Genomic DNA, 20,573 nt, shown 5'->3' on the forward strand with positions numbered 1-20,573 from the left:
GGCCTTGGCTGATCTGATACCCCCTGGGACAGCTACCGGTCGAAGACCACGGTGCGGTTGGCATGCAGGAAGACGCGCCGCTCCACGTGCAGGGCCACCGCCCGAGCAAGGGTCAGGCACTCGATGTCGCGCCCCTTGGCCACCAGGTCTTCCGGATAATCGGCGTGGCCGACCGGCTCCACCCCCTGAGTGATGATCGGCCCTTCGTCCAGGTTATCGTTGATGTAGTGGGCGGTGGCGCCGACCAGTTTCACCCCCTTCTCGTAGGCTTGGTGGTAAGGGCGCGCGCCCTTGAAGCCGGGCAGCAGCGAATGGTGGATGTTGATTGCCCGGCCGGAGAGCCTTCCGCACATCTCGCTGGAGAGCACCTGCATGTAGCGGGCCAGGATCACCAGTTCCGCGCCGCTCGCCTCGATCTCCTCCCGCACCTGCGCCTCCTGCTCGGGCTTGGTTTCCGGCGTGATCGGGAAGTGGCGGTAGGGAATCCCGTGCCACTCCGCCAGCGACGCCAGGTCGGGGTGATTCGAGACGATGGAGCGAATATCGATCGGCAACTGGCCGGTGCGATAGCGATAGAGCAGGTCGTTGAGGCAGTGATCGGCCTTGGAGACCATGATCACCACCGGCATTCGCGTGCCCGGGGCGGTCAGCTCGAAGGTCATCTCGAACTCGGCGGCACGCTCGGCGAAACCAGCCTGGAACGCCTCTGCACCAAACCCCTCTGCTAACGGTCTGAATTCCGTGCGGATAAAGAAGTGATCGCTCAGGTGATCGTCGAAGGACTGCTGCTCGGTGATGTAGCAGCGCTGCTCCTTGAGAAACCGCGTCACCACGTCCACCGTACCGAGTCGACTCGGGCACTGGGCCGTCAGGATCCAGCGATTGTTCTTGTCTTGCATATTCCGTCTCTCCGAATGGGGCCGGTGTCGCACCGGCCCCGGCATCTCAGGCCTCGACGCCGATGGCGTACTCCGCGCCGGCGTCCAGCAGCCAACGATAGAGGTAGTCGGCGAAGCTGCGGCGCAGTACCAGCTCCCAGCGATCCTCCGTCGGTCGGCGCAGGATCAGGTTGCTCTTGGCAAACACCGTGGTCACGCCCTTGCCCACCGGGAAGGCGTCGGGGTGGACGTCGTAGGGCGTCGACTTCATCAGCAGCTCGCGGACGCACTCACCCTCGAGCTCGACCAGGGTCTGGCCGCCACCGACGTTGACGATGGCATAGTTTTTGACAGCGGTATCGCGGGCGTCACCCAGGGCATCGCGCAGACGCTGCTCGAGTTCAAACTCCTCGCCGCCGGGCACGATCAAGAGCCACTCGTCGGGCGAGAGCCACTGGATCGAGCGCTCGCCGCTCTCGTCATGGCTGAGCGCATTGGGACGCCCCGGTAGCTGGAGGCCGAGCACCTGGCGTACGGCGTCATCGAGCACGATGGCACCGCCGCGCAGTATCAGGTGGCCCAGCATGGCCCGCTCGCGCAGCACCACACGGCTTTTCTCACTGACGCTCGGGCGGCCAGTGTTCTGATAGGACCAGGCCAGCGGAGATTCCGCTGGGACCTCGGTCGCGGGGCGTGCGTCGTAGACGTTGGCGCAGGTCAAAGTGTGATCAGACATGCTGGCGCTCTCCCTTGGAGTCGTAGAAGATCGGTCCGACGATTTCCGCGGCGTGGGTCTTGCCGTCGGCCGAGGGCAGGTAGACGATTTCACCCATTCGCCGATGGCCACCCTTGACCACCGCCAGGGCGAAGCCGCTTTCGAGGGTCGGGCTGTAGTAGCTCGACGTCACGTGGCCCACCATAGGCATCGGGATGGCATGGTCGGGATCGAAGACGATCTGCGCGCCCTCTTCCAGAACCACCTTCGGGTCCTTGGGCTTCAGGCCCACCAGCTGCTTGCGCTCCGTGCGGCGGGTATCGGAGCGCGACAGCGCGCGCTTGCCCACCCAGGAGTACGGCTTGTCGTAGCCGACGGCCCACTGCATGCCCAGGTCCTCGGGGGTGACCGAGCCGTCGCTGTCCTGGCCGACGATGATAAAGCCCTTTTCCGCCCTCAACACATGCATCGTCTCCGTCCCATAGGGCGTCAGGCCGTACTTGTCGCCGTGCTCGAACAGCGTCTTCCAGACGTGCCTGGCGTAGTTGGCCTGGACGTTGATCTCGTAGGCGAGCTCGCCGGTGAAGGAGATGCGGAACACCCGTGCCGGCACGTCGGCGACCTTGCCCTCGCGCCAGTCCATGAACTTGAATCGCTCACGGTCGAGATCGATGTCGGTGATCTCGGCCAGCAGCTTGCGCGCCTCGGGCCCGGTCACCGTCATGGTCGCCCAGTGGTCGGTCACCGAGGTGAAATACACCTGAAGCTCCGGCCACTCGGTCTGGTGCCAAAGCTCCAGCCACTCCATGACCCCGGCAGCGCCACCGGTGGTGGTGGTCATCAGGAAGTGATTCTCGCCCAGGCAGCTGGTGGTGCCGTCGTCCATCAGCATGCCATCGTCCCGGCACATCAGGCCGTAGCGGGCGCGTCCGACCTCAAGCTTGGCCCATTTGTTGGTGTAGATGCGGTTGAGGAACTCGCGGGCATCGGGTCCCTGGATATCGATCTTGCCCAGGGTCGAGGCGTCGAGGATGCCGACCTTTTCCCGCACCGCCAGGCACTCGCGAGCCACCGCTTCCGCCATGCTCTCGCGTTCGCCGTTGGCGGCTTCGGCGCGTACTTGTGGAAAGTACCAGGGACGCTTCCACTGGCCGACGTCCTCGAACTCGGCGCCCTGCTCCACGTGCCACTGGTGCAGAGCGGTGTAGCGCTCGGGGTCGAACAGCTCTCGGCAGTGGCGGCCGGCAATGGCGCCGAAGGTCACCGGCGTGTAGTTGGGCCGGAACACCGTGGTACCCACCTCGGGGATCGTCTTGTTCAGGCAGCGGGCGGCAATGGCCATGCCGTTGATGTTGCCAAGCTTGCCCTGGTCGGTGCCGAATCCCATGGCGGTGTAGCGCTTGACGTGCTCGATGGACTCGAAGCCCTCGCGGGTGGCAAGCTCGATGGCCGCCGCGGTGACATCGTTCTGCAGGTCGACGAACTGCTTCGGCGCGCGCAGGGTTTGCTTCTCATGAGGCACCTGGTAGAGCGCACAGGCGGCACCTTCGCGGAGGGCGTCGACCTGGGGCAGCTCGATGCTGCCGGCCGTCCGGCCGAGCGCCTCGAGGGCACGTGCGGCCATGGCGACGCCGTCGGCCAGCCCTTCTGCCAGGTCATGGATGCCACGGGCACTGCCGGCGGCGTGCACACCCTTCACCAGGCCGGGCACGAAGCCCAGGACCTCATCGCTCCAGGTTGGCCGCGCGCCGGTGTGGGAGGCCAGGTGGATCACCGGACTGTAGCCGCCGGAGCTGGCGATAGTGTCGCAGGCCAGGGTCTCGGCCTGGCCGGTGACCTTGAACGCCTCGGCGTCGATGGTGGCCACCCGGGCGCCGCTCACGCGTTTGTCACCCTTGGCCTCGAGCACGGCACTGCCTGTGATGATGCGGATGCCGCGGGCGCGGGCCTGCTCCACCAGCTCGCCGTCCGGCGCCTGGCGCGCGTCGACGATGGCCACCACCTCGCGGCCGGACGCTTTTCCAAGGTCATGCCAGTCCAGAGCGACGCGATAGGCGTGATCGTTGCTGGTGGAGAGCACCAGCTTGGTGCCCGGCACCACGCCATAGCGGCGGATATAGGTGGAGACGGCCCCGGCGACCAGGTTGCCCGGCACGTCGTTGCCCGCGTAGACCAGCGGGCGCTCGTGGGCGCCGGTGGCCAGCAGCACCTGGCCGGCGCGCACGCGATGCATCCGCGAACGGGAGGGACAATAGCCATCGACCACCGGCGCGGTCTCGCCGAGATGCTCGGTGCGCCGCTCGTGGAGCGTCACGAAGTGGTGATCGTGGTAGCCGTTGGCGGTTGTGCGAGCCAGCAAGGTGACGTTGTCACACTCAGCGAGCTCGGCCAGCACCTGCTCCGCCCACTGGGCAGCAGGCTGGTTATTCAGCCGCTCGCGGCTGTCGAGCAGCGAGCCGCCCATCTCCTCCTGCTCGTCGCAGAGGATCACCCGGGCCCCGCTTCGCGCCGCGGTGAGCGCAGCCGCCAGGCCGGCCGGGCCGGCGCCGACCACCAGCAGGTCGCAGTGCTGGTTCAGATGATCGTAGACATCGGGGTCCGGCACCATGGGGCTGCGCCCGAGACCCGCACCCATGCGGATGACCTTCTCATAGGTCATCCACATGGAGGCCGGGGCCATGAAGGTCTTGTAGTAGAAGCCCGGGGGCATGAAACGCCCGCCCAGCTTGCCCACCAGGCCCATGACATCGCGCTGAACGTTGGGCCAGCCGTTGGTGCTCTGTGCGGTGAGCCCGTCGAACAGCGCCTGCTGGGTGGCCCGCACATTGGGCACCTGGGCCGCCTCGGTGCTGCCCAGCTGAACCAGCGCATTGGGCTCCTCAGGGCCGGCGGCAACAATGCCGCGCGGGCGCGAGTACTTGAAGCTGCGGTTGACGATATCCACGCCATTGGCCAACAGGGCCGAGGCCAGGGTGTCGCCGGCATGCCCAGTGTAGCGCTTGCCGTTGAAGGTAAAGCTCAACGTGCGGGCACGATCGATGCGCCCACCTTCACCGAGACGATTTGGCTGTTTCACTGACTGGTTCATGCCTTGACTCCTTCCTGACGCGCAACCGCTTCCGCCTCGGCGGCCGCTTGTTCGGTGGGCTTCCCTGCGGGATGCTCGGCGGTGAAGCGGGGCTCCTCGCCGATCTTGTAGGTCTCGAGGATCTCGTAGCTCACGGTGTTGCGCGTGATGTTGAAGAACTTGCGGCAGCCGACGGCGTGGACCCAAAGCTCATGGTGGATACCGCGCGGATTGTCGCGGAAGAACAGGTAGTCGCCCCACGCCTCGTCGCTGCAGGTATCCGGATCCGTGGGACGGGCGATATGGGCCTGGCCCTTGGGGTGAAACTCCTCTTCTTCACGGAGTTCCTCGCAGTAGGGGCAGTAGATATGAAACATGGTGATTCTCCCTTGGAGAGACTTTCACAATCCGGCATACGATGAGCTCTTCCGGCGACAAGCCTGCTCGAGGGCGCTGTGAACCCATCCCTGGGCGCTACTTTTGCCATCCATGGCAAAAGACCCTCGCTTCGCCTTGTCCCCGGCGCTCATCTCGAAGCGCCTATCCTCACTGAGCTCTCAATGCGCCACGCCAGCGGCGCCGTGCTCATCGACAAGAGCCCCGGTATGGAAACGGTCGATGGAGAAGGGAGCGGCGAGCGGATGCGTCTGCCCCTTGGCCAGGGTCCAGGCGAATACGTGACCCGAGCCCGGGGTGGCCTTGAAGCCGCCGGTGCCCCAGCCGCAGTTGAAGAACAGGCCCTTGACTGGCGTCTTCGACAGGATCGGACAGGCATCGGGACAGGTGTCGACGATGCCGCCCCACTGACGGTTCATGCGCACCCGCGAGAACATCGGGAACATCTCGACGATGGCCTGCAGGGTGTGCTCCACCGTGGGGAAACTGCCGCGCTGACCATAGCCGTTGTAGCCATCGATGCCGGCGCCGATCACCAGGTCGCCCTTGTCGGTCTGGCTGATATAGCCATGCACGTGGTTGGACATCACCACCGTGTCCAGCACCGGCTTGAGCGGCTCGGAGACCAGCGCCTGCAGCGGATGGGACTCCAGCGGCAGCCGGAAACCGGCCATCTTGGCCAGCACGCCGGAGTTGCCCGCCGCCACGCAGCCAACGGTCTTGGCCTCGATATCGCCACGGTTGGTATGCACGCCAAAGACGCGACCGTCGCGGATCTTGAAGCCGGTGACCTCGGTGTTCTGAAGCAGGTCCACGCCGAGCGCATCGGCGGCACGGGCATAGCCCCAGGCCACGGCATCGTGGCGTGCCACGCCGGCTCGGGGCTGCCAGGAGGCGCCGAGGATCGGGTAGCGGGCTTTCTTCGAGCAGTCCATGATCGGCACGATCTTCTGGATCTGCTCGGGGGTGAGCACCTCGCCGTCGATACCGTTGAGCCGGTTGGCATTGACCCGGCGCTGGATGTCACGCATGTCCTGCAGGGTATGGCCCAGATTCATGACGCCGCGCTGGGAGAACATCACGTTGTAGTTGATGTCCTGGGAGAGGCCTTCCCACAACTTCATCGCGTGCTCGTAGAGCGCCGCCGACTCATCCCACAGATAGTTGGAACGCACGATGGTGGTGTTGCGGGCGGTGTTGCCGCCACCCAGCCAGCCCTTCTCGACCACGGCAACGTTGGTGATACCGTGCTCCTTGGCCAGGTAGTAGGCGGTGGCCAGGCCATGACCGCCGCCACCGACGATGATCACGTCGTACTGCTTCTTCGGCGTGGGGTTGCGCCACTGGCGCTCCCAGTTCTCGTGGTGGCTAAGGGCGTGCTTGGCCAGCCCGAATCCTGAATAGCGTTGCATACTCTCTCTCTCCTCGACCGGCCCCGCTGGGCGGGACCGACCCAAACGGGTTCAGGCGGTGGCGGTGTCGTGCGTCGCTGCCGGGGCGGCGGCACCGTAGACCGGGTGCCGCTCGCAGAGCTCGGCGACCTTCTCGCGAACCTCGGCTTCCACGGCGTCGGTATTGCCGCGCTCGGCCAGCACGTCGAGGATGTCGCAGATCCAGCTGGCCAGATTGACGCTGTCGCTCTCATTGAAACCGCGCGTGGTGATCGCCGGGGTGCCGATACGCAAACCCGACGTGACGAAGGGGCTCTCGGGATCGTTGGGCACGGCGTTCTTGTTGGCCGTGATATGGGCACGGCCCAGCGCCGCGTCGGCATCCTTGCCGGTGACGCCCTGCTTGATCAGCGAGACCAGGAACAGGTGGTCGTCGGTGCCGCCGGAGACCACGTCATAGCTGCGCTCGACGAAGACTCCGGCCATGGCCCGGGCGTTGTCGATCACCCGCTGCTGGTAGCGTACGAAGTCCTGGTTCATGGCCTCCTTGAACGCCACCGCCTTGGCCGCGATCACATGCATCAGCGGACCGCCCTGCTGGCCCGGGAAGACCGCGCCGTTGAGCTTCTTGTAGAGGTCCGCATCGCCATGGGCGGAGAGGATCAGGCCACCGCGCGGGCCACGCAGTGTCTTGTGAGTGGTGGTCGTCACCACGTGGGCATGGGGCAGCGGGCTCGGGTAGAGACCGGCCGCCACGAGCCCTGCCACATGGGCCATGTCCACCAGCAGCCAGGCGCCCACTTCGTCGGCGATGGCACGGAAGCGGCGCCAGTCGACTACCCGGGCGTAGGCCGAGAATCCGGCAATGATCATCTTCGGCTTGTGGCTGCGAGCCAGGCGTTCGACCTCCTCGTAGTCGATCTCGCCGGTCTCCGGGTTCAGGCCGTACTGCACGGCGTGGTAGTGCTTGCCGGAGAAGTTGGGTGCCGCCCCGTGGGTCAGGTGGCCGCCGTGGGCCAGGCTCATGCCGAGTACCGTATCGCCCGGCTTCACCAGGGCCATGAACGCCGCGGCATTGGCCTGGGCCCCGGAGTGGGGCTGGACGTTGGCATAGTCGGCACCGAAGAGGTCGCAGGCGCGCTCGATGGCGAGCTTCTCGACCACGTCGACGTGTTCGCAGCCACCGTAGTAACGCTTGCCCGGATAGCCCTCCGCGTATTTGTTGGTCAGCTGGGTGCCCTGGGCCTCCATCACCGCACGACTGGCGTAGTTCTCGGAAGCGATCAGCTCGACGTGCGCTTCCTGGCGCTCAACCTCGTCGGCGATGGCGGCGGCGATCTGGGGATCGAATGCGGTGAGGCCAACCTGGTTCATAACTGACTCCTGTTGTTATCGGTACTGAGCAGGGTGTGTCTTCGAATCTATCGGCAACCTGCCTACATGAAAAATTTGAAATCCTTATGCGCAGATAATCAGCGCGAAGGCTATCCGGCTCATGCTGCGATTAAAGGCCTGCAACGGAGAGAAAGATTGAATAAATGCGACAGACTCCCTGAACGCGCAAGCCGATCCGGAGCGCAGCCATGGCCGGATCGCCGCGCTGGTAACCGCTTGAAGCCGTTGGCTTGACGCCGCGTGAGGCGGGAGAAGGGACAAGGCGGCCTAGAGCGCCGGGCGGCCCTCGACATGCAGGAAAAAGGGGTCGACTTTTTCGCCGCCGGGCTCGCTGGCACGCTTGCGCATCTGTGATGGCGTCATGCCGAAGGCGCTACGGAAGTGACGGGAAAAGTGCGGCGTATCGGCGAAACCGCAGCGCTCGCCGATCTCGGTGATGCTCTTGCCAGTGTAGTGCAGCAGCCAGAGTCCGTAGCGCAGACGCAGGTCTCGAGCGAACTTCTGGGGGCCGACGCCCAGCACCTCGCGGAAGCGACGCTCCAGATTTCGACGCGAGGTGCCGACGCGCTCGGCGAGCACTTCCATGGAGATCGCCTCACCCAGATGCTGTTCGAGCATAGCTATGGAGCGACGCACCAGGCGATCCTCGATCTTGCCGAAGACCACCGGCTGCGGCTGCGGATGAACCCCGCTACGCGCTTCATCGAGCTGCATGATATGCAGACTCTTCATGGCCCACGCTTTCCCCAGATGGCGCTCGACCAGGTAGGCAGCCAGGTCCGCCGCCGCCGCGCCCCCCGCGCAGGTGATGCGGTCACCATCATCGATAAAAAGCCGGTCGGCCACCGGCTCGATGGTGGGAAAGCGCTGAACCATGTCGTGATGGTGATACCAGCTGACACAGCAGCGCCGCTCCTTCATCAGCCCCGCCTGGATAAGGGCGAAGACCCCGGTACACAGTCCGACCAGCGGCACCTGGGCAGCCGCCGCCTGGCGCAGGTAGGCCAGCGCCGTGGTATCGACCCGGTCCTGCTGGTCCTGGACGCCGCCGATCACCACGATGTAGTCGAATTCATCGGGATCCCGGAACGTCCGGCAGGGTGAGACCGCGGCACCGCAGCTGGAAACAGCCTCCTGCCCGGCGCTGGTCATGAAGGTCCAGTGACAGCGCAGCTGGCGGCTGCGATCGCCCTCGTCGGCCGCCAGGCGCAGGCAGTCGACAAAAGCCGCAAAGGGGAACAGGGTGAAGCGGTGCAGCAGGACGAAACCGACAGAGAGCGACGCACCTGATGCCATATCGATCAAGGCGGCACTCTTGTTGGTTCGGCCTGCAGCGTGGGTAGAGCCTTTGATGTCGTTCATTTCACGACTCTAACGCATTCACCACGGCGGGCAACCAATATGCGCTCCAAGGGAGCCACCGGCTTGTCGGCCTGCTGTCGCAACCCTCTCCGATGCATGGGGACTGCCACCAAAGCAGTTGGTAACGCAGTGTGACATTCCTGAATTCAAGCGAGATTGCACCCGAAAGACAGAGGCCACGCTCCATTATTCCTTCGGGCGTGGCCTCCATCAAGATAGTGGCTACCCTAGGTCGCCTGCCGATAGCTATGCCTTCCTGTCATCAGGGAAATGACAATGTAGAAGGTCGATGAAACGACACAGCCGGTCAGCGGTCCGATCAGCCATCCCACATCGGCGAAGAGCATCATGTAGCCGCTGGTGAAGAAGCCCGCCAGCATGGCGGTGAGAGCCCCCCAGGCGCTGCCCTGCCAGAAGGTGGAAATGAACACAGGGCCGATCATGCTGGCCAGCAGGGTGCCGGAGCCGAGGATTCCCAGCCAGGAGAGCATGAACGGCGGGGCGTAGAGCATCATCATCAGGGCTACTACTCCAAGCACCACCACCGCGGCACGGTTGATCAGCAGAGCCAGGCGCTCGCTGGAGACCGAGCCGAACAGCGACAGGCGCAGGTCATGGGAGGTCGCCGAAGCCACCGTGTGAAGCAGTGAGTTGGCGGTGGACTTCATGGCGAAGATGATGAACAGCGTGATCACTCCCTGGAGGGCCGGGTGCATGAACTGCTCCAGGTAGACCGGCATGGCCATGTCGGGGTCGGCCAGGTCCGGCACGTGCATGCGCACGTACAGGCCTACTATGGGAATCAGACTCAGCAACGCCCCGAGGATGGCTACGTAGACCCCCACCTTGTGCAGCTTGACGTCGGGCTTCATGGCCAGGAAACGAATAGCCATGTAGGGCAGCACAGCGGCAAACAGGAAGGCATAGGGCAGCACCAGGAAGACGGTGCCGATGGAGTCGCCGTAGTGCGCCCCGGTGGTTGGGTTAAGTAGCTCCGGGTCGATGGCGTTCAGCGAAGCCTCCCAGGTGCCCAGGTCCACCGAGGTGAGGATCTGCACTAGAATGATGATCGCTGCCAGGGCCATACCGCACACCATGACCGTATCGGTCCAGGCGACAGCGGCCAGGCCGCCGAGCATGGTGTAGACGATAATCACCGAAACCATCAAGAAGGCGCTCTGGTTGAGCTCGATCCCCAGCCAGCTGGCACCGAGCAGGCCGACGGCCTTGATCTGACTGACCAGGAAGACCATCAGCAGCAAAATAGTGATAAAAGCGGCCAAACCCTGCAGCACCCGCCCCATGACACCGCTGCCATGGATCTGTGCGATATACTCGGGAATAGTGTTGCTACCCATCTCGATGGCCCGGCGCTGCAGGAAGCGTGCGAAGTAAAGGACAGCGATCATCATCGCCGGCGCGAAGAAGAAATTGCCCAGCACTTCGATGGCGCCGAACTGATAGGTCACGCCGGGAGATCCCATGAAGCCCCAGCCGCTGAAGCCGGTGGCGACTATGGTACCTGCCGCCACGAACGCCCCCAGTGAGCGGCCCGCCACCAGAAAGCCCCCTTCATCGCTCTTGTTCATGTAGCGTGACGAGAGATAGCCGAGGTAGATCAGCAAGCCGAAGGTCAGAATTAATAGCCCCCAGTTGAACAATTTGTAGGCATCCATAACTATCTCCTCATTGAGCTGTTAATGGATTTGTTTTTAAGCTCCCTTCGGAGATAGGCTGCCCCAGCATGGACTAGCATGTAGCAAGTAAGCACTGCGAAAGTACTCAATACCCAGGAATTCATTCACTCACCCTCTTGTTATTTATTGAAAGGATTGGTCTTCCTATTTTGTTTTCTTTCCTAGTAAATCTAAGGTATTTTATGCTTATAAAATCAGCCAATTTGTTTCTCAAATCCTCCCATAAATTCCAATGATAGTGCCACGATATGAAGAATATACCGACAGACTTGCTGCGCACTTTCGTCACCATCAAAGAATTGGGTGGCTTCACCAGTGCAGGGGAACTCCTTGGCCGCTCTCAACCGGCTATCAGTCTACAGATTAAAAAGCTGGAATCGCTGATCGAAACCCAGATATTCGTAAGAGGAACGAGCCTAGAACTGACGGAGGATGGAGAATATCTTTACCACGCTGCCAGGCAAATCCTTGAGATTAATGATACGACCGTTTCACGCTTGGGAGGAGCCAATGTCTCGGGGCGAGTTCGCCTAGGGATACCCAATGATTTCGAGCTAGCTTTTCTGCCAAAGGCATTGCGTAACCTGTCACGAACCTATCCCGACATCATGGTCGAAGTGGACTGTGATATTAGCAAGAGCATCTATCAAAAATACCAAAAGCACGTCTATGACATCTGCCTTGTCATGGAACCTGAAAGAGCCCAAGAAGACAGGGATAAACGAGACTATCGCCTAGACCAACTGACATGGGTAATGAGCCCTGGAAATCTTGCTGAATTAGATCTGATCCCCCTGGTCACCTACCCGCAGGGCTGTATCTATCGGGCAATGCTGGAGAGTTCCTTAGAGAGGGCCGGTAGACAATATCGCATCGCCTATACCACCCCCAGCCTGCTAGGAATAATGTCGGCCGTAGAGGAAGGCCTTGGTCTGACGGCGATGGCTTCATCGGTTGTACCGCCCCACCTGCCCACAGCAATCGAGACAAAGCAACTGCCGAGCCTCGGCTCGGTCAGTATTGGCCTCTACTACCGGGAGCGTGAGTTGAGCGTGGCAACCCGCCACGTACTCGACTTCTTACGCGTCGGGCTTGCCAATCTTGCTCCTCATCCCGTGCTTGGATCACGCGGACAGATAACGCCTACTTGACGATGTTGTGGTTCGGGCCGTACGGGAAGCCGGTAATGTTCTCGGCCCCGTGCTCGTTGACCACCAGGATGTCGTGCTCTCGATAGCCGCCGGCACCTGGGTTGCCTTCCGGAACCATGATCATCGGCTCCATGGAGACCACCATGTTGGGCTCGAGCACCGTCTCGATGTCTTCGCGCAGCTCCAGGCCCGCTTCGCGACCGTAGTAGTGGCTCAAGGTGCCGAAGGAGTGCCCGTAGCCGAAAGTGCGGTACTTGAGCAGATCATGCTTGGCGAAGATATCGTTGAGTTCGTGCGCAATATCGCAGCAGCGTACACCAGGCTTGATCAGCTCCTGGCCCCGCCGGTGAACTTCGCAATTCGCCTCCCACAGCCGCAGGTGCTCGTCGGAGGCGTGCTCGCAGAACAGGGTCCTCTCCAGGGCGGTGTAGTAGCCTGAGATCATCGGGAAGGTGTTCAGGCTCAGGATATCGCCGGGCAGGACGCGACGGCTGGTCACCGGGTTGTGGGCGCCGTCGGTGTTGATACCCGACTGGAACCAGACCCAGGTATCCATCAGCTCGCTGTGGGGGTAGGTCTTGGCGATCTCACGCACCATGGCACGCTGGCCCGCCAGTGCGATTTCGTATTCCGGCACCCCGGCCGCAATGGCATCCCGCACGGCTACCCCACCCACGTCGGCAATCCGCGCACCCTGGCGAATCAGCGCGATCTCCTCCGGGGACTTGATCATGCGCATCTGCATGCTCGGCACGCCGATATCCACCAGCTCCACGTCGCCCAGTGCCGTCAACAGCTTCTGCTGATTCTGCAGCGTCAGGTGATCGAACTCGACGCCAACCCGGCGACGGCCCTCGCAGAGCTGCTTGACTGCCTTGAAGAAGTTGTCCTTCTGCCAGTCGGTATAGACGATATTGTCGCCCAGGCGATTGCGCCGCCAGGGCTGACCGCCGTCGATATTGGCGGTCACAGTCGTGAATCGGTCTTGAGTGACGACAAGGCCATAGTCACGGCCAAACTTGCAATAGACGAAATCGCTGAAGTAGTTGATGTTGTGATAGGACATCATCACCACGGCATCGATCCCGTTCGCCGCCATTGTCTTCCTGAGACGCGCCAGCCTTCCTTGCATCTCGGCGTCCGAGAACGTCGGCACGACCTTTCCCCCGTTGGGAATCTCGATCAGCGATGGAAGTTGCATCTTGTTGTCTCCTTCGTCTTCAAGCGACCTGCGTCGCGGGGTTTGGGTCGACCTGCTGTACGGACGAATATGGCCAGCGGCAGGAGGCAACACCAATGACTAGTGCAAATCGGCCCATTGGCCACGGCAATACTCAGGATTTTCATAGCGTTGGAGAGACATTGATGGCGTTTACGGTGCCGAAGCGCCACCTGAGGGGGTTAACCAAACAGGTAAATGGGCTAAATTACCGGGACAGGTGCCAGAAGGGATGCGCTAGATAGCAGAAAGGGCCCACGACAATTGTCGTGAGCCCTCGAATTCTTGGAGCGCCCAGAAGGCTTACTGGCGGCGGCTGAGCGGCGGCACATCGTGCCCCCGTTGTCCGAAGCCCTCTTCAAACGTTATCACCATACCCAGGGCACGCCAGCCGATGTCATCGTGATCCTACTTCGATGATGCTCTGGGGGGAGTAGAGGCATCGATCCCCTTATCCCGGGGTGGGCGACGATAGGACAGCAGGCGATCGTACTCCTTCTTGACGATCGCATAGCACTCACAGACTCGCGCTTCCAGGCCGGGCCTGTCCAGAATAGTGATGCGCCCGCGATGGTAGGAAATTAGGCCGGCCTTCTGCAGCTTACCGGCTGACTCGGTGACGCCCTCTCGACGCACGCCAAGCATGTTGGCGATCAGTTCCTGGGTCATTAGCAGTTCGTTGGTCGGCAAGCGATCCAGGCTCAGCAGCAGCCAGCGACACAGCTGCTGATCAAGGGTGTGATGCCGGTTGCATACCGCGGTCTGCGCCATCTGGGTGATCAGTGCCTGGGTGTAACGCAGCAGCAGGTCCTGCAGAGGACCCGCACGATAGAACTCGGTCTTCACCAGCGGCCCCTTGAGGCGATAGGCGCTGCCCGCACTCTGCACGATGGCACGGCTCGGTGTGGTTTCGCCGCCCATGAACAGCGAGATGCCGACGACACCCTCGGTACCGACAACGGCAATTTCTGTCGAATCACCATCTTCCATGACGCACAGTAGCGATACGATGGAATCCGTCGGAAAATAGACATAACGCATCGTCTCTCCCGACTCGGCGAGCGAAGCCCCCAGCCTCAACTCGACCGGCTCGAGGAGAGGCTCCAGGCGCTTGTATTCATCCATCGGTAAGGCTGCCAGCATGGCATTCTGACGCGGATCGGATTGTGGACCCATGGTTGACAACACTCCTCTAGCTGACAAGTTCACCAAGCGCGGGGGCAACCACACACACGCGCGCCGGAATCAAAACACTTGCTATGTACGTTAGCGCAGGAACACACAATTGCTATGTGCATAAGGCAAACATCGCATTAATTTCCGCCCCTGTAGCCGACCGAGGTGGACTTGTGCCACGCCACCGGAAAGGCGCCCAAGGCATGAGCAGGAATCCGCGATGCCCTGCCTGTGCGGCTGATACAGAACTGGAGTCTGAGTTGGCGGCTGTCGACCGTTGAAAATTTTCAACCTTTGGCATGCACCATGTCGAAGGGCTTTGAGCACCCAGCCGCAACCTGCGCTTCTGGCGATTCCAAACGCTGCGTTCGCCAGCGCACAGTGAGTGAGCGCCATAAGGTTCATCCTCAGGGTGAGCGTGGCAAAGGAAGTGCCTGAACAGGACGTTGCGCTGCGCTAAAGGCGTGACAATCAACCATCTTAATGAGTAATGTCCATGAAAACCACGAAACTTAAATCTAATTCATTCGAGCAAGTTAAATCAAATTCATTAGATGCTGAAGCCTTGGAGTGCTGGGGGGAACGGGCGCGGATTCAACTGTCTTACATGGACGCAATTGCTGCCTATTTCGACTGATTGATAGATCTGTCAAGCCATTGATAAACAACACATCTTATGTGCTAGAAAATTTTTCTGCCAATAGAGAGGTGTTGTTACCATGAAATATCGGACTCAAAAATGGAGTATCGATATAATCCCGTGCCGCGTGATAGCTGACTAATATGTGTAATCAGGAAGTATTATGAAATTCATCTTTGCCCTAGCGCTTGGAACGATAGCCTTGCTCTTGGCTGTCACCACCCAGGATTCGACTAGCGTGCGAATCTTGCTTGCTTCCGTGGGTCTGGCATTATGCGCGGTGGCGCTTAGCCCAGGGGCTGCTAGAGGTAAGCCGATAGCATCTTGGCACCTCAAGAAGCCGGGGAAACCCAAGCTGGCCGAATTCAGTGATCGACCCCAGGTTAGCTTGGCCGAACAAGCCCCCTTAACCCAATCGATACTGACTTCTAGCCCCGGCGGCAAGCACAGTGAACCCCCGCTTGACTACCGTTCATTGATGCAGCCCCACAATGCGGCCGGGCCCAAGGCTCCGAACTCGCCGGCGCCCCAGCGGGTGCGCTAGGCCATCGACGGCATCAAGGACGCCTCAAACTGGAAGACAACAAAAAAAGGCCACCGCCACGATGGGCTAAGTAACCGTTTTTACTCGTATTCTTGGCGCGCCCAGTAGGATTCGAACCTACGACCCCTGCCTTCGGAGGGCAGTACTCTATCCAGCTGAGCTATGGGCGCTTGCTTGCTATGAAGCGGCAACATCGTAACCGTCAGCGCCTGGACTGTCCAGCCTGGTCGTCCTGCATCGCCACTAATCTTCGCCCCGGAAGCTACGGTACCGCTCACGCACCCCAACAGTTTCCTCGCCGAAATGCGTCGCAACTTCCAGCTGGTACTCGAGCACGGCGGCGCTGCCAGCCGTGCGCGCCCCGGCGTCGATCGGCAGAAGGGCTTGCCACGCCCCGCTTCGTGCTGTTGCCGAGCCTGCGAAATCGCTCTCGGCGACAGCAGGACCGGCGTGAATCTTATGTAGACTCCACCATCTCGCTGACCTTTTCCAGGATATGGCGGCCGATGGGGATGGCAGAAGTGGCTGCCGGCGAAGGGGCATTGCAGACATTTACGGTACGACGGGTGTTCACGAACAGAAAGTCGTCGATAAGCCGGCCGTCCTGCGAGACGGCCTGGGCACGCACGCCGGCGGGCCAGGGCTCGAGGTCGTCCAGGGTCAGGCTGGGGCAGTACTTGCGCACCTCCGCGAGATAACCCTTCTTGAACAGGGAGTTCTTCATCTCCACCAGGCCCGGCTTGAGGTTGCGGCCCAGCACCCTGAGCACCCCGGGATTGGTGAACATGCGCGCCATGTCGGGCAGCGAGATATCGCCCTTGCGGTAGCCTTCCCGCTTCAGTGCCAGCACCGCATTGGGCCCCACCGTCACCGAGCCATCGATCATCCGGGTGAGATGTACCCCCAGGAAGGGCATGGAGGGATCGGGGATGGGATAGATGAGATGGTTGACGATACCGCTGTGCCGGTCGGGCAGCCGATAGTACTCCCCGCGAAACGGGCAGATGGTGAAGCCCGGGTTGCGGCCCAGCAGGCGAACGACCCGATCGGCCATCAAACCTGAGCAACTCACCAAATAGCGGCTGTTGAACTCCCCTTGCGCCGTGGTAACGATCACCTCGCCGGTGCGCTCGGCAATGCCGGTCACCTCATGGCCATAGCGGATCTGGCCACCGTGGCGTTCGAATTCGGCCGCCATCGCCTCGGCGACTCGCGCGTAGTTGACGATGCCGCTGGAAGGCACGAAGATTCCGCCGATGCCAGTGATATTAGGCTCGCGCTCCTTGAGCGCCTCGGCCGAGAGCCACTCCCGCTCCAGCCCATTGGCCGCGGTGCGCTCCCACAGCGCTTCCATGCGCTGCATCTCCTGGGCATTGGTCGCCACCAGCACCTTGCCGCAGATCGCGTAGTCGATGGCGTGACGCTCGCAGAATTCGCGAGTGGCAAGGTTACCCTCCAGGCAGAAGCGCGCTTTGAGGCTGCCGGGGGCGTAGTAGACACCCGCGTGGATCACGCCGCTGTTATGACCGGTCTGGTGCTTGGCGGGCCCCTCCTCCTTTTCCAGCAACGCGATCTTCTTCTCCGGAAAGCGTTCGATCAGCTGCATGGCAGTGGAAAGGCCGAGGATGCCGCCGCCGATGATAATGAAGTCGTACACGCGCGCCCCTGTCGTCAGCGAGTCATATCAGGATAGGATTCCAACGATACCCTGTCGCAGGCCCCAGCGGCCATAGAACTGTACCGATTAAGCGTCCGGGCGACCCTCTGCGGCAGCCGCAGTAGGAAGGTGGCTCGTCTCTACATGCCAAAGACATGGACAACAGCGTTTTCCAGCGGTTTGGGTTATCGGTATACTACGCTGCATTGTGCGTTTCATGGTGTCCACGGCTTTCGTGTGCCAACGTCGCCACGAGCTGATAACGATTACAGGACCGTCGGGAGGTGGTGAGAGTGAAATCCAGCAAGTTGATCATGGGGTGTCTGGCCACCCTGGGCCTGACCGCGGGCGCCTCGTCCGTCCACGCCGAAGTGGACAGGGACGCCATTGCCGAACGCCTGAAGCCGGCCGGCAACCTCTGCCTGCAGGGTGAGGATTGCGGCACCGCTGCCGCCCGTGAAGCGGAAGCGGACGCACCCGCAAACGGTATCGATGGTGGTGCCATCTACAACCGCGTGTGCATGGCCTGTCACGAAACCGGGGCGGCCGGGGCGCCGGTCCGCGGCGACGAGGACGGCTGGGCCGACCGCATCGACAAGGGCTGGGATACCCTGCTGGACCACTCCATCAACGGCTTCAATGCCATGCCGGCCCGCGGCGGCAACCCCAACCTCTCCGACGAGGAAGTCGCCGCGTCCACGGCCTACCTGCTCGAGCCGGTGATGGATGTACCGGACGTTGCCGAGGATGCTGCAGCAGACGAAGAAGCCGTGACCGAAGAGGGTGCGGTGGAAGAGGAAGCCGCAGCCGTTGCAGCCGAAGAAGCGATTGAAGACGAGGCCATTGAAGAAGCTGCTACGGAAGAAGCGGCACCTGCCGATGAGGAGCCCGCCCATGCCGGCATCGATGGCGAAGCCATCTACAACCAGGCCTGCATGGCATGTCACATGACTGGTGCCGCCGGTGCGCCGATTCGCGGCAATGAAGGTCATTGGGGCGAGCGCATGGAGCAGGGCATGGATACCCTCTATGACCACGCCATCAACGGCATCGGCGCCATGCCGCCCAAGGGAGGCCAAGCCAACCTCTCCGATGACGAGGTCCGTGCCGCCACTGACTATCTGGTCGAGCCGACTCGCTGATCCAAGGAGTCGCAGTAAGCAGTGATATGAACGGGGCGCCACTGGCGCCCCGTTTGCATTTCCCTCGACTCAACTCAGCCTAACAGCGAGCGCAGTCCGGCGATGGCGTCCTTGCCCCGCGCCTGCTTCTTCTCCGGGTCTTCCCGGTCGGGCTGGCCTTCCCAGTCCAGATCCTCCGCAGGCAGCTCGTCGAGAAACCGGCTGGGGGCACAGTCCATCAACTCGCCGAAGGCCTTGCGCTGGCGGGCCAGGGTCAGGGTCAGGGTGCGCCGCGCCCGGGTGATACCCACATAGGCCAGGCGGCGCTCCTCCTCCACGGTACCCGCCTCGATGGCATTACGGTGGGGCAGCAGCTCCTCCTCGAGCCCCATCAGGTAGACGTGAGGAAACTCCAGCCCCTTGGAGGCGTGCATGGTCAGCAGCTGGACCCGGTCGGTGTCATCCTCCTCGGCTTGCTGCTCGAGGATATCGCGCAGTACCAGCCGGGAGATGGCGGCTTCCACCGTGTCTGTCTCGGTTTCCTCGCTGGCGGTGCTCTCTTCCGGGGTGATGTCTTCAGGGTCCGTTCGCATCGACTTCTCCAGTTGGTCGATGAGGATCCAGACATTGCCCATGCGCTTCTCGGCGATGGTCGGGGCGCTGGCGTTCTGGTAGAGCCACGCCTCGTAGTCCATCTCGTGCAGCATGCCGCGGATGGCGGGAATCGCATCCCCGCCATCCATTCGGCGGCGCACCCCATCGATGAAGTGGGTGAAGCGCCCCAATCGCTCCACCGCACGGGCCGGTAGCTGCTGCTCCAGGCCCAGCTCGTGGCAGGCAGCGAACAGCGAGGCACCGCGCTGGGTGGCATAGTTGGCCAGCTTCTCCAGGGTGCCGGGGCCGATCTCCCGGCGCGGCACGTTGACGATACGCAGGAAAGCGTTGTCGTCGGCCGGATTGATCAGCAGGCGCAAATAAGCCATGGCGTCCTTGATCTCGTTGCGCGAGAAGAAGGAGGTGCCGCCGGAGAGCTTGTAGGGAATCTGGTAGTGCTGCAGCTTGAGCTCGAGCAGCCGCGCCTGGAAGTTGCCCCGATAGAGCACCGCGAAGTCGCGCCACTCCGCCCGCTCCTTGATACGCCGGGTGAGTATCTCGCTGGCCACCCGCTCGGACTCGGCTTCCTCGTGGCGATTGACCACCACGCGAATCGCCGCCCCGTCGCCCATCTCCGACCACAGGGTCTTCTCGTAGACGTGGGGATTGTTGGCGATCAAGGTGTTGGCGGCCCGCAGGATGGTACCGGTGGAGCGGTAGTTCTGCTCCAGCTTGATGACGTTGAGGCGCGGAAAGTCCTCGCCCAGGGTCACCAGGTTCTCCGGTCGGGCGCCGCGCCAGGCGTAGATCGACTGGTCGTCGTCACCCACCACGGTAAAGGTCTTGCGCTCCTCCATCAGCAGCTTGACCAGCAGGTACTGCGAGACATTGGTGTCCTGATACTCGTCCACCAACATGTAGTGGATCTTGCGCCGCCAGCGAGCAAGCACCTCGGGATTATCGCGCAGCAATACCACCGGCAGCAGGATCAGGTCGTCGAAGTCCACCGCGTTATACGCCTTGAGGTGACGCACGTAGGCTTCGTAGACCCTGGCGGCATACTGCTCGTTCTCGTCGGCGGCATGGGAAAGCGCTTGGCCGGGCAGGATCAGGTCGTTCTTCCACGCGGAAATCTGATGCTGGACCTGGTTGATCTGATCGGCGTCGACCTGGGCGTCCTTGTTCATCAGGTCGCGCAGCAGCGCCTTGGCGTCCTCGGGGTCGAACAGCGAGAAGCCCGGCTTGTAGCCCAGCGCCTTGAGTTCACCGCGGATGATGTTTAGCCCCAGGGTGTGGAAGGTCGAGACCGTCAGGCCGTGGCCCTCCTTGCCCTTGAGCATCTGTCCCACGCGCTCCTTCATCTCTCGGGCGGCCTTGTTGGTGAAGGTCACCGCGGCGATGCGCCGCGCGCTCATGCCGCACTCCTGGACCAGGTAGGCAATCTTGGTGGTGATCACGCTGGTCTTGCCGGAACCGGCGCCGGCCAGCACCAGGCATGGGCCGTCGATATAGCGCACCGCTTCCTGCTGGCGGGGGTTGAGCTTGGCCAGGCGCTGCTTGATCGACATGA

Annotated in this window: 14 protein-coding genes and 1 tRNA gene; 2 read left to right on the forward strand and 13 right to left on the reverse strand. The window is 62.1% G+C overall.

Translation table 11 applies throughout. The annotated features are described in order from the left end of the window. Positions 1-32: 32 nt before the first annotated feature. The 8 genes from purU to DU490_RS01265 form a co-directional block, all read right to left on the reverse strand. The gene (gene purU, locus DU490_RS01230) at positions 33-899 is read right to left on the reverse strand and encodes a formyltetrahydrofolate deformylase (RefSeq protein WP_114572527.1); all 867 of its coding nucleotides are present in this window, start codon (positions 897-899) and stop codon (positions 33-35) included. 46 nt (positions 900-945) lie between these two features. Next, positions 946-1,614, reverse strand: coding sequence for a sarcosine oxidase subunit gamma (locus DU490_RS01235; RefSeq protein WP_114572528.1), 669 nt, complete (start codon positions 1,612-1,614; stop codon positions 946-948). Further along, on the reverse strand, positions 1,607-4,681 hold the full coding sequence (locus DU490_RS01240) for a sarcosine oxidase subunit alpha family protein (protein ID WP_114572529.1): 3,075 nt from the start codon (positions 4,679-4,681) through the stop codon (positions 1,607-1,609). Before DU490_RS01240 ends, DU490_RS01235 begins: the two co-directional genes overlap by 8 nt. Beyond that, entirely contained in the window at positions 4,678-5,037 is a 360-nt protein-coding gene (locus DU490_RS01245; protein ID WP_114572530.1) for a sarcosine oxidase subunit delta, read from the reverse strand. Before DU490_RS01245 ends, DU490_RS01240 begins: the two co-directional genes overlap by 4 nt. A 180-nt stretch (positions 5,038-5,217) precedes the next feature. Continuing rightward, positions 5,218-6,468, reverse strand: a complete 1,251-nt coding sequence (locus DU490_RS01250) for a sarcosine oxidase subunit beta family protein (RefSeq protein WP_114572531.1) — start codon at positions 6,466-6,468, stop codon at positions 5,218-5,220. 51 nt (positions 6,469-6,519) lie between these two features. Continuing rightward, a complete protein-coding gene (gene glyA, locus DU490_RS01255; protein WP_114572532.1) occupies positions 6,520-7,821 on the reverse strand; it encodes a serine hydroxymethyltransferase in 1,302 nt (433 codons plus the stop codon). Between the two features lie 288 nt (positions 7,822-8,109). Next, on the reverse strand, positions 8,110-9,204 hold the full coding sequence (locus DU490_RS01260) for a GlxA family transcriptional regulator (protein WP_258801099.1): 1,095 nt from the start codon (positions 9,202-9,204) through the stop codon (positions 8,110-8,112). 227 nt (positions 9,205-9,431) lie between these two features. Beyond that, positions 9,432-10,880: a sodium:solute symporter gene (locus tag DU490_RS01265; protein ID WP_114572533.1), complete on the reverse strand. Its 1,449-nt coding sequence runs from the start codon at positions 10,878-10,880 to the stop codon at positions 9,432-9,434. 269 nt (positions 10,881-11,149) lie between these two features. Between DU490_RS01265 and DU490_RS01270 the strand changes: the two genes are divergently transcribed. After that, positions 11,150-12,052, forward strand: coding sequence for a LysR family transcriptional regulator (locus DU490_RS01270; protein ID WP_114572534.1), 903 nt, complete (start codon positions 11,150-11,152; stop codon positions 12,050-12,052). Here DU490_RS01270 and DU490_RS01275 read toward each other — a convergent pair. The 4 genes from DU490_RS01275 to lhgO form a co-directional block, all read right to left on the reverse strand. Then, positions 12,045-13,253, reverse strand: a complete 1,209-nt coding sequence (locus DU490_RS01275) for a M24 family metallopeptidase (RefSeq protein WP_114572535.1) — start codon at positions 13,251-13,253, stop codon at positions 12,045-12,047. The genes DU490_RS01270 and DU490_RS01275 overlap by 8 nt on opposite strands. A 426-nt stretch (positions 13,254-13,679) precedes the next feature. Next, positions 13,680-14,447 (reverse strand): Crp/Fnr family transcriptional regulator, encoded by a 768-nt coding sequence (locus tag DU490_RS01280; RefSeq protein ID WP_114572536.1) that lies wholly within the window; start codon positions 14,445-14,447, stop codon positions 13,680-13,682. Between the two features lie 1,277 nt (positions 14,448-15,724). Further along, positions 15,725-15,801, reverse strand: a tRNA-Arg gene (locus DU490_RS01290). Positions 15,802-16,088: 287 nt separating this feature from the next. Continuing rightward, complete coding sequence (lhgO, locus tag DU490_RS01295; RefSeq protein WP_114572538.1) at positions 16,089-17,288, reverse strand: L-2-hydroxyglutarate oxidase; 1,200 nt, start codon at positions 17,286-17,288, stop codon at positions 16,089-16,091. A gap of 293 nt (positions 17,289-17,581) precedes the next feature. Between lhgO and DU490_RS01300 the strand changes: the two genes are divergently transcribed. Then, a complete protein-coding gene (locus DU490_RS01300; RefSeq protein ID WP_114572539.1) occupies positions 17,582-18,430 on the forward strand; it encodes a cytochrome c5 family protein in 849 nt (282 codons plus the stop codon). A gap of 74 nt (positions 18,431-18,504) precedes the next feature. Here the strand turns inward: DU490_RS01300 and rep are convergent, their stop codons facing one another. Next, positions 18,505-20,571, reverse strand: coding sequence for a DNA helicase Rep (gene rep / locus DU490_RS01305; protein ID WP_114572540.1), 2,067 nt, complete (start codon positions 20,569-20,571; stop codon positions 18,505-18,507). Between the last annotated feature and the right edge of the window lie 2 nt (positions 20,572-20,573).

The organism is Halomonas sp. DQ26W (genome assembly GCF_003339685.1).
GTDB lineage: Bacteria > Pseudomonadota > Gammaproteobacteria > Pseudomonadales > Halomonadaceae > Halomonas.

What these genes read in the sequence shown, in the direction of transcription:
- glyA (WP_114572532.1), bottom strand. Translation starts at nt 7,821, where the DNA reads ATGAACCAGGTTGGCCTCACCGCATTCGATCCCCAGATCGCCGCCGCC.
- DU490_RS01270 (WP_114572534.1), top strand. Translation starts at nt 11,150, where the DNA reads ATGAAGAATATACCGACAGACTTGCTGCGCACTTTCGTCACCATCAAA.
- DU490_RS01265 (WP_114572533.1), bottom strand. Translation starts at nt 10,880, where the DNA reads ATGGATGCCTACAAATTGTTCAACTGGGGGCTATTAATTCTGACCTTC.
- DU490_RS01235 (WP_114572528.1), bottom strand. Translation starts at nt 1,614, where the DNA reads ATGTCTGATCACACTTTGACCTGCGCCAACGTCTACGACGCACGCCCC.
- DU490_RS01245 (WP_114572530.1), bottom strand. Translation starts at nt 5,037, where the DNA reads ATGTTTCATATCTACTGCCCCTACTGCGAGGAACTCCGTGAAGAAGAG.
- DU490_RS01260 (WP_258801099.1), bottom strand. Translation starts at nt 9,204, where the DNA reads ATGAACGACATCAAAGGCTCTACCCACGCTGCAGGCCGAACCAACAAG.
- DU490_RS01250 (WP_114572531.1), bottom strand. Translation starts at nt 6,468, where the DNA reads ATGCAACGCTATTCAGGATTCGGGCTGGCCAAGCACGCCCTTAGCCAC.
- rep (WP_114572540.1), bottom strand. Translation starts at nt 20,571, where the DNA reads ATGTCGATCAAGCAGCGCCTGGCCAAGCTCAACCCCCGCCAGCAGGAA.
- DU490_RS01275 (WP_114572535.1), bottom strand. Translation starts at nt 13,253, where the DNA reads ATGCAACTTCCATCGCTGATCGAGATTCCCAACGGGGGAAAGGTCGTG.
- DU490_RS01240 (WP_114572529.1), bottom strand. Translation starts at nt 4,681, where the DNA reads ATGAACCAGTCAGTGAAACAGCCAAATCGTCTCGGTGAAGGTGGGCGC.
- DU490_RS01280 (WP_114572536.1), bottom strand. Translation starts at nt 14,447, where the DNA reads ATGGGTCCACAATCCGATCCGCGTCAGAATGCCATGCTGGCAGCCTTA.
- purU (WP_114572527.1), bottom strand. Translation starts at nt 899, where the DNA reads ATGCAAGACAAGAACAATCGCTGGATCCTGACGGCCCAGTGCCCGAGT.